At 34.1% G+C, this 12,169-nt stretch carries 12 protein-coding genes; 4 read left to right on the top strand and 8 right to left on the bottom strand.

Going from position 1 to position 12,169, the window contains the following annotated elements; genetic code table 11:
• Window positions 1-9: 9 nt before the first annotated feature.
• From C8P70_RS07500 to C8P70_RS07475, 6 genes are all read right to left on the bottom strand, one after another.
• Entirely contained in the window at window positions 10-1,320 is a 1,311-nt protein-coding gene (locus tag C8P70_RS07500) for an ABC transporter permease (protein WP_133712724.1), read from the bottom strand.
• Window position 1,321: 1 nt separating this feature from the next.
• Entirely contained in the window at window positions 1,322-2,242 is a 921-nt protein-coding gene (locus C8P70_RS07495) for an ABC transporter ATP-binding protein (protein WP_133712723.1), read from the bottom strand.
• Window positions 2,243-2,441: 199 nt separating this feature from the next.
• On the bottom strand, window positions 2,442-3,569 hold the full coding sequence (gene dnaJ / locus C8P70_RS07490; RefSeq protein ID WP_133712722.1) for a molecular chaperone DnaJ: 1,128 nt from the start codon (window positions 3,567-3,569) through the stop codon (window positions 2,442-2,444).
• Between the two features lie 34 nt (window positions 3,570-3,603).
• A complete protein-coding gene (locus C8P70_RS07485; protein ID WP_133712721.1) occupies window positions 3,604-4,155 on the bottom strand; it encodes a nucleotide exchange factor GrpE in 552 nt (183 codons plus the stop codon).
• Between the two features lie 130 nt (window positions 4,156-4,285).
• On the bottom strand, window positions 4,286-5,185 hold the full coding sequence (locus C8P70_RS07480; protein WP_133712720.1) for a TIGR01777 family oxidoreductase: 900 nt from the start codon (window positions 5,183-5,185) through the stop codon (window positions 4,286-4,288).
• A 7-nt stretch (window positions 5,186-5,192) separates the two neighbouring features.
• Entirely contained in the window at window positions 5,193-5,648 is a 456-nt protein-coding gene (locus C8P70_RS07475) for a DUF4442 domain-containing protein (RefSeq protein WP_133712719.1), read from the bottom strand.
• 150 nt (window positions 5,649-5,798) lie between these two features.
• Between C8P70_RS07475 and C8P70_RS07470 the strand changes: the two genes are divergently transcribed.
• Together C8P70_RS07470 and C8P70_RS07465 are read left to right on the top strand one after the other, a co-directional pair.
• Window positions 5,799-6,140 carry a PadR family transcriptional regulator gene (locus C8P70_RS07470; RefSeq protein ID WP_133712718.1) on the top strand — a complete coding sequence of 114 codons (342 nt, stop codon included), beginning with the start codon at window positions 5,799-5,801 and terminating at the stop codon, window positions 6,138-6,140.
• Window positions 6,133-7,671 carry a PspC domain-containing protein gene (locus C8P70_RS07465; protein WP_133712717.1) on the top strand — a complete coding sequence of 513 codons (1,539 nt, stop codon included), beginning with the start codon at window positions 6,133-6,135 and terminating at the stop codon, window positions 7,669-7,671. The genes C8P70_RS07470 and C8P70_RS07465 overlap by 8 nt, the downstream gene beginning before the upstream one ends.
• 174 nt (window positions 7,672-7,845) lie before the next feature.
• Here the strand turns inward: C8P70_RS07465 and C8P70_RS07460 are convergent, their stop codons facing one another.
• Together C8P70_RS07460 and C8P70_RS07455 are read right to left on the bottom strand one after the other, a co-directional pair.
• Window positions 7,846-8,550, bottom strand: a complete 705-nt coding sequence (locus tag C8P70_RS07460) for an OmpA family protein (protein ID WP_133712716.1) — start codon at window positions 8,548-8,550, stop codon at window positions 7,846-7,848.
• 16 nt (window positions 8,551-8,566) lie between these two features.
• The gene (locus C8P70_RS07455; protein ID WP_133712715.1) at window positions 8,567-9,025 is read right to left on the bottom strand and encodes a lipocalin family protein; all 459 of its coding nucleotides are present in this window, start codon (window positions 9,023-9,025) and stop codon (window positions 8,567-8,569) included.
• A gap of 164 nt (window positions 9,026-9,189) precedes the next feature.
• Between C8P70_RS07455 and htpG the strand changes: the two genes are divergently transcribed.
• Together htpG and C8P70_RS07445 are read left to right on the top strand one after the other, a co-directional pair.
• Entirely contained in the window at window positions 9,190-11,046 is a 1,857-nt protein-coding gene (gene htpG / locus C8P70_RS07450) for a molecular chaperone HtpG (protein ID WP_133712714.1), read from the top strand.
• A gap of 129 nt (window positions 11,047-11,175) precedes the next feature.
• Window positions 11,176-12,147, top strand: a complete 972-nt coding sequence (locus C8P70_RS07445; protein ID WP_133712713.1) for an EamA family transporter — start codon at window positions 11,176-11,178, stop codon at window positions 12,145-12,147.
• Window positions 12,148-12,169: the final 22 nt, after the last annotated feature.

Raw genomic sequence — 12,169 nt, 5'->3', positions numbered from 1 at the left:
TTCAAACTTTTAGTACTTTAACCATTTATACAATTCTTTCCACGAAGGTCGTTTGCCATACATCAAAATTCCTATTCTATAAATTTTAGAAGCAAACCATACTACCATGATAAAAGTACCAAATAACAAAGTGATTGACAACAAAACCTGCCAAATGGGTACGCCAAAAGGCAAACGCATCAGCATTACAATAGGTGAGGTAAAAGGAATCATAGAAAATACAGTTGCAATTGTACCGTGCGGATCATTGATTACAGTGACAAAACCAATATAAACTCCTAACATAAGCGGCAACATTACCGGAAATAGAAACTGCTGAGTATCCGTTTCGTTATCTACAGCTGCTCCAATCGCTGCATATAGCGAACTGTATAAAAAATAACCTCCAATAAAAAAGATCAGAAAATAAGTAAATAGCGAAGCTAACGGCAAACTCAATATTTCTCCTACGTAATTTTGTACTTCACTGATTATTTGAGCAGAAGCTTCTCCGTTTTGCTGCAACATTTCTGCCGATACTGCCGGAGAGGAAGCATTCATTCCCAACACAGAGCTAGCTATAAACAACAATACCCCTCCAACAACTCCCCAGATTATAAACTGAAGCAATCCGGCAATCGAAGTTCCGATAATTTTTCCCATCATCAGTTGAAACGGCTTTACCGAAGAAATAATCACTTCAATAATACGATTTGTTTTTTCTTCTATAACCGATCGCATTACCATACTTCCGTAGATTATGATAAACATCATAATACAGTATCCGAATAAGCTGCCTATAAGAATTTTTATTTCGTTTAACCCTTTAACCGTAGATTCTCCCGACGCTTTTTCCAGATTTAAGTTGACTTTAGCTTGTGCTTCTTCTATTTGTTTTGCATCAATTCCTTTATTCTCCAAATTAACATGGGTAATTTTCCCTGCAATCAGCGATTCAATCTGAGTTACAAATCCCAAACTGGGGCTATCATTTGAAATATAAGTTACTTTGTTTTCATATTCCTTTATATCGTCTGATTGCGGAATATAAATCAAACCGTTGTATTTTTCTTCAAGTACATTCTCTTTCAACATCTTAACATCAACAGCTGACAAATCTTGGTAATTATAGATTTCATCACTTTCAAACTGAGATACAAACCAGCCGCTTTCATCATGGACTGCAATCTGCTTTACGTCTGCTTTAAGCGAACTCAAATAACCTATTACTACAGCTAATGCTACAAAAAATAAAGGACTTACAAAAGTCATTATGATAAATGATTTATTGCGGACTTTAGCAATAAATTCTCTTTTTACTATTAATGATAAAATGCTCATCTTATTTACTTACAGTTTGAATAAAAATATCGTTTACGGTTGGTAATTTTTCCATAAAGTGAGTAACCTGTCCGTTTGCTGATAACAGATGTAACAATTCGTTAGGCATGGCGCTTCCCAAATCTATTTCCAGCTGTAACTCATTATTCAGCGATTTAAAGGAGGTTTGTTCCATCTTAAATTTTTGAGATAACTGCACCATCAAACGTTGAATATCATCTGTAAGGACTCCTACCTGATACAAATTCGTTCGGAACTCTCGTTTTACGTCTACCAGCTTTCCCTCTATCAGTTTTTGAGATTTGTTTATCAAGGCAATATAATCACACATCTCCTCTACGCTTTCCATTCGGTGCGTAGAAAAAATAATAGTTGCTCCCTTTTCTTTTAACTCCAGAATTTCATCTTTTATAAGGTTGGCATTTACGGGATCAAATCCTGAGAAAGGTTCGTCAAAAATCAATAATTTAGGCTGATGCAATACTGTAACTACAAACTGGATTTTTTGCGCCATCCCTTTAGAGAGCTCTTGAATTTTTTTATTCCACCACCCTTTAATATCCAGTTTGTCAAACCAATAATCCAACTGTTTTTTGGCTTCTGCTTTTGACAATCCCTTTAATTGTGCCAGATACATAGCCTGTTCGCCTACTTTCATGGTTTTATACAGCCCTCGTTCTTCCGGCATGTAGCCAATGTCTCTTATGTGATGTAAATTTAAAGTTTCGCCGTCAAGCAAAATCTGTCCTGAATCGGGATATGTAATTTGATTTATAATACGTATCAGTGAAGTTTTTCCGGCACCATTAGGTCCAAGCAAACCGTAAATAGTGCCTTTAGGAATCGTTAACGAAACATGATCCAAGGCTATTTTGTCTGAATACTTTTTTAAAACATCCTTTACTTCTAATATAGGTTGCATTGTCTTTAGTCGATTTTTATATTTTGGTAAAAATACTAATTCTTTCCAAGCAAATTAAGGAGAATTTAAAACATATTTTTAGAAAGAAAAGGCATAAAAAAACCCAACCTTATTATGAAATAAGGTTGGGAAAAATTGCTATGAAAAAGAAAATCCACTGTTTAATAAGTGTTTGCCAAATGTATGACATCTTTTTGAATTAAGAAAACATTTCTTTTACTTTTTCAAAAAAAGATTTATCTCCCTTCTCCGGAGAGGGTGTAAAGTTCTCGTCATCTATCATTTTTTCAAAAAATTCTTTTTGTTCTTTGGTCAGCTTTTTGGGTGTCCAAACGTTGACGTGTACTAATAGATCTCCGTTTCCATAACTATTTAAGCTCGGCAATCCTTTTCCTTTTAAACGAAGAATTTTTCCAGACTGTATTCCTTCTTCCAGTTTAATTCTTACTCTTCCACCAACTGCTTCAATTTCCTTGCTTCCACCTAATGCTGCTTCTGCAAAGCTGATATATAAATCGTAATGAAGATTATCTCCTTCTCTCTTTAGCGCTTCGTGCTCAACCTCTTCAATCACTACCAACAAATCTCCCGGAACACTATTATTGCCCGGAGCTTCGTTTCCTTTTCCGCTTACTTTTAGCTGCATACCCTCTGCAACGCCTGCCGGAATTTTGATTGATACCGGTTCATCGCTAAAAATTAATCCGTCAGCATCTGCACCAGCCGGTTTTTGATCAATAATTTGTCCGCTTCCATGGCAAGCTCCACACGGAGATGCGGTTTGCATTCTTCCGAAAACAGTATTGGCTATTTTAGTGACCTGTCCCGTACCGTTACAGGTAGGGCATGTTTTGTAGGTAACACCTTGAGCTTTTACTTTTCGTTTTACTTTTATTTTCTTTTCTACTCCGTTAGCTATGTCTTCCAACGTAAGCTTCACTTTGATTCGCAGGCTGGTTCCTTTTACCCGTCTCTGACCACCGCCACCAAAGCCGCCGAAACCGCCAAAGCCACCGCCGCCAAAAGCACTTCCGAAGATATCCCCAAACTGGCTAAAAATATCCTCCATATTCATATGACCGGCTCCGCCAAATCCTCCCGCACCTTCAAAAGCAGCATGTCCATACTGATCATATCTTGCCTTTTTATCCGGGTCGCTCAATACTTCATATGCCTCAGCAGCTTCTTTAAATTTTTCTTCAGCAACTTTATCTCCCGGGTTTTTATCAGGGTGAAATTCTATTGCTTTTTTGCGATACGCCTTTTTAATAGCTGCTGCATCGGCGCTTTTGTCGATTCCTAATATTTCGTAATAATCTTTTTTCATTTTGCTTCTATCTTAATATTTCCCTCCCGAAAGATTACTGTCCTATTACCACCTTAGGAAAACGAATAATTTTATCTCCTAATTTATAACCTCTTTCTATTACATCTACTATCTTACCCTTCATATCATCCCCTGCAGGAATTTGAGTTACTGCTTCCGACACATCGGCATCAAAGCTATCTCCTGCATTAATAATTACTTCCTCTAATCCTTTTCCTTTCAAGGTATCTTTTAATTTGGATGAAATCAACTTAATTCCTGTCAAATGGTCACTTTCTCCTTCTTTCTCCAACTCTGACACAGCTCTATCAAAATCGTCTAACACAGGAAGTAAAACTTTCATAATCTCCTCTCCGGCTGTCTTAAACAATTCCAAACGCTCTTTTGACGTTCTTCTTTTATAGTTTTCAAACTCAGCAAACAAACGGATAAATTTATCTTTTTCGTCTGCCAGTTTATTTTTCAAATCTTCTTCAACATTCGGTACCGCTGTATTTTCTACTTCTTCATTTACCTCAGTAGTTTGATCTATATCTTGCTGAATGTCTTTATTTTCGTCTTGTTTATCTTTATTTTCAGTACTCATAATTCGGAATAATATTTTGTTGTCCGCTGTCCTACAATCAAATCCTTTGCCAATTGCACTTTTATGTCATTTTGACATTATTTTATATTTTAGGATTACATAAAGAGAAATTAAGGCGTCAATCTTTGTTTCAGCTAAAAATAGCTATCAAAGCGTTTTTTAGTTTAGGGTATTTAAAGTAATATCCTTTTTTTACAATTTTACTGCACGATACATTTTGTCCGCCCAGAAGCAGTAATGATTTTTCACCCAATAACAACTTTAATAACCAAGAGGGTGTTGTCAAATAAACTTTTTTATGGAGTACCTCTGCCAGCGTATAGGTAAAGACCTGATTAGTTTCGGGTACAGGAGCTACAGCATTATAAACTCCGCTGAGCTTGTTATTAATTGCATATTCAAAAATACCAAGTAAATCTTCGATATGAATCCATGAATAATACTGTTTGCCATTTCCTGCTACACTGCCCAAATTATTCTTTGTCACTTTTGCCATGATAGGCAGTGCTCCACCGTCAGCTGACAGCACGAGTCCGATTCGGATGATACAAACTTCAATATCCTGCTTTGAAAAGCTGAGGCTTGCTGTTTCCCATTTTTGGACTACATTACCTAAAAAATTATCCGCAAGGTTAAAATTGGCTTCGGTTTGGACTTGACCTATATCTTCATAAATCCCTATCGCTGAAGCTGCTATAACCCGTTTTACTTTATGAGGTGTATTTTTTAACTTTTCGTTTAAAAAACAAGTTGGAATTACCCTGCTATCTTCAATTTTCTTTTTACCTGCTTTAGACCAGGAGCCCGATATATTAGCTCCCGCAAGATGAATAATAACTTCTACACCCTGTAAACAAGCTGTGTCGATCTCATTTTTAGAAGGATTCCAAAAAAAACCTTTATATCTGTCTGACTTTTTTATTTTATCAGCGGAAGTAGTCAAATAATGAATATCAAAACCGCGATTTAAAAGTACTTTGACTAGCTTTTTGCCGATAAAACCTGTTGCACCGGTAATTAAAATTTTCATATAGCAATTAACGTTTTAATTTTAATGTCCATTCAAAATTCATGACAGAAACCTGCTCTCCGTTTTCATTTTTCCCTACAGACTGCATCCATACAGTTACTCCTTCTCCCGTTTCTACAACCTTTGTTAGAGCCTCATCTAATTTAACTCCATCCTCACATACAAAAAAAATCTTCCCTGTGGCTTTTTTGGTAAATGTACTATTATTGTTTGCTACTAACATTGAAATTTTTTTACCGCTTTGATGTATTTTACTCATTACTAAAGCGCCCGTTGAAAGTTCTGCCGCCATAGCTTGTACCGCAAAATACATAGATTGAAATGGGTTTTGGTTTTTCCATCCGTACTTTACTGTGGTTACGGCTCTTATTTCTGATATTTCTTTTAATCTCACACCCGACCAATAAGCTGAAGGCAGCTTAAAAAACAAAAATTTATTGATATTGGAAACCGTAAACTTCATATTTAAATTGATTTTGTATAAAGTTACAAAAAAATAAAGCAATAAATTAACAACGCTCTTAAAGTTAATTTAATGTTAATATACACTACCTTGCAATACATAGTATCTTCTTTTATATATATCTTTGCATAGTAATTAAAGAATTAGATTATGAATATTGAAAATACAAAAGCCCAAATGCGGAAAGGCATATTAGAGTTTTGTATCCTTTCAATTTTAAAAGAGCGCGATTACTATACTTCTGAAATATTGGAAGAGTTAAAAAACGTGAAGCTTTTAGTAGTTGAAGGAACAGTCTACCCCCTGCTCACCCGCTTAAAAAACAATGATCTGTTATCCTATAAATGGGAAGAATCAAATTCAGGTCCACCCAGAAAATACTACAAGCTGACAGATAAAGGAGAAAAATTTTTAAATGAACTGGCTGTTACTTGGAACGAATTATCATTTGCCGTTGAAGCTATAACCACAAAAAATAATCACAATGAATAAAACATTAACTGTAAATATAGGAGGAAGTATTTTTCACATTGATGAAAATGCATTTCATAAGCTGGATCAATATCTAAACACTATAAAACAATCAATTCCTCTTGAAGAAAGAGATGAAGTAATTCACGATATAGAAATTAGAATAGCAGAGTTATTTTCAGAAAGATTAAACGATACTAATCAAGTAATAACTGTTACAGACGTACAGGAAATTATTTCTATTATGGGAAATCCTGAAGATTATGTATTAGAAGATGATAATGAATTTTCAAAACAGGAGAGTCGTTATAGAAAACAAGGCAAACTTTACCGGGATGGAGAAAAAGCTATGGTAGGAGGTGTTTTAGCCGGATTAGCACACTATTTCAAAATTGATGTTGTATGGGTTAGACTCATTTTTTTGATTTTGGTATTTTTTTACGGTACCGGAATTTTATTGTATTTTATTTTATGGATAATAATGCCGGAAGCCAAAACCACTTCTCAAATTTTAGAAATGCACGGCGAACCTATCAATATTAACACGATCGAAAAAAAAGTTAGAGAGAATGTAAATTACGTAACCGATAAGATCAATAATATTGACTACGACAACGTTAAAAGACAGACAAAAACAGCTGGTAAAAATAGCGCTAAATGGATTAGGACTATTTTTGGTATACTATTTATTTTTTGTGCAATTTCCTCTTTTATTTCGCTCGCCATTGGTTTTACCATATTTATTATAAACCAAGATTTTTTGATCACTGAAATTGCCCAAAGCGATTTCCCTGTATACACAGATATCTATCCTTATTGGGCACTTATTTGTTTGTTGGCAGGAATAACTTTTTTGCCGGTTATCGGAATATTCCTCATCGGACTTAAACTATTATATCCTCACCTAAAATACGTTTTTGCTACCTGCATCACACTATTTGTATTGTGGATTTTAAGTTTTGTTTTATTCTGCATTCCGTTTATGGATTTCAAAAATTATACTTCCAGATTTGAATACAGTAAAAATGCGATAACCATAACTCGCGACAGCATTTTTGATATACAAACTACAGATGCGTTAAAAATTGCTGTGGTTTCAGAAGATTTTTTTAATAATAATTCAGACACCCTTGCTCTTTACTCCAATTTTATACACCCTGAAAATCTAAAAGAAACACCGGTAGAAATAGAAATATTGCCAACATTTCAAGATAATATTTATACTAAAATAGAAATTGAGGGAAGCTTATTAACCCGATATACTGCAAAAGGAAAAAAACAAAGCTTAAATTATTCTCATAATTTCAATGCTATTAACTACAGACTAGCAGACAACACCTTACTTATATCTGATCAAATTTTAAATTTAACAAAGAAAGAATTCACTAATCTTAATTCCAAAATAAAGTATTATATTTATGTTCCAAAAGGAAAAAGAATTATTTTGAATCAAAATATAGAGCCTGTTTTATCTGATGATGACTTTTTGCAAAAAGGTATTCATATTTATGAGATGACAGAACAAAACGAATTAAAGTGTATTGATTGTTAATTTAAAAACGGAGAAATATGATTACGTTAATTGTTAAACTTATCAATATTGTTATTGTGCTAATTCAATCTTTCTTTTAAGAACAAAAGAACTGTAAGCAATTTGTTATCATTACAAAAAAATGGGATTGTAATAAAATCCCATTTTTTTATCTCAAGGTAAAAGTTTAATTTTTTAATAAGCAGCTGCAGCTTCTGTCTGAGCTTCGTCAATCATTTTCTCATTAGCACGAATAGCAAATTCAACACGTCTGTTTTTTGCTCTTCCCGCTTCTGTATCATTCGAAGCAATTGGATCTGCAATACCCATTCCTTCCGTTTTTATTCTCTTTGGTGAAACTCCGTTTTGTGACAAATAGGTTTTTACTGTATTTGCTCTTTGTCTGGATAATTTTAAGTTATACTCTTCTTTTCCTGTAATATCTGTATAGCCAAAAATATCGATATATGTATCTGGATTATCTTTAAAAACTTTTACAAGCTTATCTAAGTTTTGTTTTGCTTTATCAGTCAAAGTAGCTTGATTAAGATTAAAGTTTACAGAGTTTTCCCCCAAAACAAGACGAATTCCTTCTCCTACTCTTTCTACCTCTGCTCCCGGTACTGTTTCTTTAATTTCGCGAGCTTGTTTATCCATTTTATTTCCAATGACACCTCCGGCTGCTCCTCCGATTACACCACCTAAAACTGCTCCTAAAGCGCTATTCCCTCCTTTTCCTACATTATTTCCTAAAACTCCTCCTATAATTGCTCCTCCTGCAGCTCCTATTGCAGCTCCTTTTTGGGTGTTATTAGCATTTTTTATAGAATCACAGCTTGTAAAAGCTAATGAACTTACCAGCATCGTCCCTGCCAGCGCAAATGTTGTTACTTTTTTCATAATGTTGTTTTTCTTTTTAGTTTCTTTCAAAATGATAGGTTACATCATAGCTTTGTCCGCCAGCGTAAAACTTATCTACAAGTTCAAAAGAATTTGCAGACTGATTTTTCACTTTCATCTTATAGCCTGTTGTAACGTGTTTAGCCTTTACGCCTTCATCAATAAATTTAAATTCAAAATCGCTGTTTGGTGTCACTGTCCATTTAAAACTACTTTCAAAATGCGGACAGTCTCCTCCTTTGTTTAAAGAAAGTGACCCCGAATTGTTATTTGAAACAAATTTCCACTGACTGCCTTCAAAGCAATGAGCATCAGCAATATTAAACGAATTTACTTTCACATATTCTCCACCTATGTGAGTAATACTTGTCAAGGTCCAGTTTCCTTTTAAACCTAGCTGAGATTTTGTGTCCATGGTTGGTTTACACGAAACTACCATTAATCCGATAAATCCAAATACTAATAACTTTTTCATATCATTTTTTTCTCTACAATTATACAAATTTTTAACTTAAAACTCTCTTTTTTTAAAAAAAATACATTCTGACAAATTGACACTCTAATTTCTATTGGTATCTTTTTTGAGTAATTGAGTAATGTAAATTTATTAAAAAAATAAAACATCTAATTAATATAATTATGACATCTGGAAAAATTAACGTTACAGTGGAAAATATTTTTCCGCTTATCAAAAAGTTCTTGTACAGCGATCACGAAATTTTTTTAAGAGAGTTAATATCTAACGCTACAGATGCAACGCTAAAATTAAAACACCTGACTAGTATTGGCGAAGCAAAAGTTGAATACGGAAATCCTATTATAGAAGTTAGGATAGATAAAGAAAATAAGAAGCTTCACATCATTGATCAGGGAATCGGGATGACGAAAGAAGAAGTAGAAAAGTATATTAACCAAGTTGCCTTTTCGGGTGCAGAGGAGTTTTTAGAAAAATATAAAGATACTGCTAAAGATGCCGGAATAATAGGTCATTTTGGTTTAGGATTCTATTCTGCTTTTATGGTTGCCGACAAAGTAGAAATTTTTACAAAATCTTACAAAGGTGAGCCTGCAGCGCATTGGACATGTGACGGAAGTCCTGAATACAGTTTAGAAGAAACAGAAAAGACAGACCGAGGAACAGAAATTGTCCTTCACATTGCAGAAGATTCAACCGAATTTTTAGAAGATTACAAAATACGAGAGCTGCTTACCAAGTACAACAAATTTATGCCTGTACCGATTAAGTTTGGCACTCATGAAGAAGGGGAAGGCGATGACAAGAAAACGGTAGATACAATTATCAATAACCCGGCACCGGCGTGGACAAAACAACCTGCTGATTTAACAGAAGAGGACTATAAAAATTTCTATCGCGAATTATATCCGATGCAGTTTGAAGACCCTTTATTTCACATTCATCTTAATGTTGATTATCCATTTAATTTGACTGGAATACTTTATTTTCCAAAATTAAACGCGGATATGCAAATTCAAAAGGACAAAATCCAGTTATACCAAAATCAGGTTTTTGTTACCGATAACGTAGAAGGGATCGTTCCTGATTTTTTAACGATGCTGAAAGGTGTTATAGATTCTCCCGATATTCCGTTAAACGTTTCGAGATCTTATTTGCAAGCAGATGGAAATGTTAAAAAAATCTCCAACTATATTACGCGTAAAGTTGCTGACAAACTCAAATCATTATTTAACGATAACAGGGCTGACTTTGAGAGCAAATGGAACGATATAAAAATAGTTTTGGAATACGGAATGCTTTCTGAAGATAAGTTTTACGATAAAGCAGGAGCGTTTATGTTATACCCGACGGTTGATGGTAAATATTATACTTTAGAAGAGTTAAAAGAAGCCTCCAAAGAGTTGCAAACTGATAAAGATGGCAATCTGGTTATTCTATATGCTTCAAACAAAGATTTGCAAGACAGCTATATAGTTGCTGCTAAAGAAAAAGGGTATCAGGTATTATTACTAGATTCTCCAATTGTATCACACCTTATTCAAAAACTAGAAAGTGACAACGAAAAACTGACTTTTGCCCGTGTAGATGCAGATCACATTAATAACCTGATTAAAAAAGAAGAAAATCAGATTTCAAAATTGTCGGAAGACGAACAAAAAAACCTTCAAACTTTTGTTGAAAATATTATTCCAAAAGAAAAATATACGGTAAAGCTAGAAGCAATGGACAGTACAGCAGAACCATTTATTATCACTCAGCCTGAATTTATGAGAAGGATGAAAGAAATGAGTCAAACCGGTGGTGGAGGTATGTTTGGAATGGGTAATTTTCCGGAAATGTACAATTTGATCATTAACACAAACTCTGATTTAGCTTCAGATTTGATTAGTGAAAACAACGAGGAAGTTAAAAACGAGAAAATAAAACAAGCCCTGGATTTAGCCAAACTTTCACAAGGTTTACTAAAAGGAGAAGAATTGACCGCTTTTGTAAAAAGAAGTTTCAAAAACCTTAAATAATCTGAATATTTTACTTTACGGTAATATCAATCAAAGACGGCAAAGATAGTTTGCCGTCTTTTTTGTAATACTCTTTATCTTTTAGATCTAGGGAATAATTAACTAATTTTGTACTGCAAAGCATATCTTATGAAGGAGAAAAATACAGTTAAAGGAGTTTTTTTGGTAGCTATCGGTGCTTCTAGTTACGGAATGTTGGCATCTTTTGTGAAACTAGCTTATAAAGAAGGTTTTACAACTGCTGAAGTTACTTTGGCTCAGGTTTTATTAGGTCTTTTAGGCGTTTTTATTATCAATTTATGCCGAAAAAAGAAACTGAATGAAATAGATCCGTCTTTAAAAGACATCCGAAATTTAATGTTAGGCGGCACATCAATCGGACTAACTTCTGTACTGTATTATATTGCTGTTAGCTATATTGACGCCTCTATTGCCGTTGTACTTTTGATGCAATCGGTTTGGATCGGCGTGGTTATAGAAAGTTTGATTACCAAATCTTTTCCTTCTCAATTAAAAATAGCATGTGTTGTTCTTATTCTTATCGGAACAATTTTGGCAACCAATGTTTTAGGCAGCGAAATCCAATTAGATTACAGAGGAGCTATTTTTGGTTTTTTAGGAGCTTGTTCGTTTGCTGCCACAATGTATTCTACAGGAGAAATAGCCAATCATTTGGCAGCCCCAAAACGAACCATGTTTATGCTCTTTGGTGCCAGTGCAATTGTTCTCCTTTTTGCTTTTATTACACAAATAGGTCCAAATAATTTTGAAAAAATGTATTTATTTTATCAATCTTTTTCAGATAACAGTTCAAGTGTTCGCGACTTTGACTGGCGCATCTTTTATTCTTGGGGAATCCTCCTATCTTTATTTGGAACAATCTTACCTCCTATTTTTTTAAATATGGGGTTTCCGATCACAGGAGTTGGGCTAGGCAGCATCGTTTCTTCTTTGGAACTCCCTGCCTCTGTGACAGTAGCCTTCTTTTTATTAGGAGAAAATGTAATTTTTATACAATGGTTGGGAATTTTGATTATCTTATCTTCCATTGTATTAATGAATAGCCCTTTATTATTTAAAGAAAAACAAACAACTAATTAACATACAAAACTTTACATATAAA

This window comes from Myroides indicus (assembly GCF_004364575.1).
In the GTDB taxonomy this organism is placed as follows: domain Bacteria; phylum Bacteroidota; class Bacteroidia; order Flavobacteriales; family Flavobacteriaceae; genus Flavobacterium; species Flavobacterium indicum_A.
Note: the sequence above shows the minus strand (reverse complement) of the source record. Positions and strands in the feature narration are given on the sequence as shown.

Bases quoted from the DNA above. Each gene is read 5' to 3' on its own strand.
- C8P70_RS07495 (WP_133712723.1), bottom strand. From the start codon at position 2,242: ATGCAACCTATATTAGAAGTAAAGGATGTTTTAAAAAAGTATTCAGAC.
- C8P70_RS07465 (WP_133712717.1), top strand. From the start codon at position 6,133: ATGAATAAAACATTAACTGTAAATATAGGAGGAAGTATTTTTCACATT.
- C8P70_RS07475 (WP_133712719.1), bottom strand. From the start codon at position 5,648: ATGAAGTTTACGGTTTCCAATATCAATAAATTTTTGTTTTTTAAGCTG.
- C8P70_RS07470 (WP_133712718.1), top strand. From the start codon at position 5,799: ATGAATATTGAAAATACAAAAGCCCAAATGCGGAAAGGCATATTAGAG.
- htpG (WP_133712714.1), top strand. From the start codon at position 9,190: ATGACATCTGGAAAAATTAACGTTACAGTGGAAAATATTTTTCCGCTT.
- C8P70_RS07500 (WP_133712724.1), bottom strand. From the start codon at position 1,320: ATGAGCATTTTATCATTAATAGTAAAAAGAGAATTTATTGCTAAAGTC.
- C8P70_RS07480 (WP_133712720.1), bottom strand. From the start codon at position 5,185: ATGAAAATTTTAATTACCGGTGCAACAGGTTTTATCGGCAAAAAGCTA.
- C8P70_RS07460 (WP_133712716.1), bottom strand. From the start codon at position 8,550: ATGAAAAAAGTAACAACATTTGCGCTGGCAGGGACGATGCTGGTAAGT.
- C8P70_RS07445 (WP_133712713.1), top strand. From the start codon at position 11,176: ATGAAGGAGAAAAATACAGTTAAAGGAGTTTTTTTGGTAGCTATCGGT.
- dnaJ (WP_133712722.1), bottom strand. From the start codon at position 3,569: ATGAAAAAAGATTATTACGAAATATTAGGAATCGACAAAAGCGCCGAT.
- C8P70_RS07485 (WP_133712721.1), bottom strand. From the start codon at position 4,155: ATGAGTACTGAAAATAAAGATAAACAAGACGAAAATAAAGACATTCAG.
- C8P70_RS07455 (WP_133712715.1), bottom strand. From the start codon at position 9,025: ATGAAAAAGTTATTAGTATTTGGATTTATCGGATTAATGGTAGTTTCG.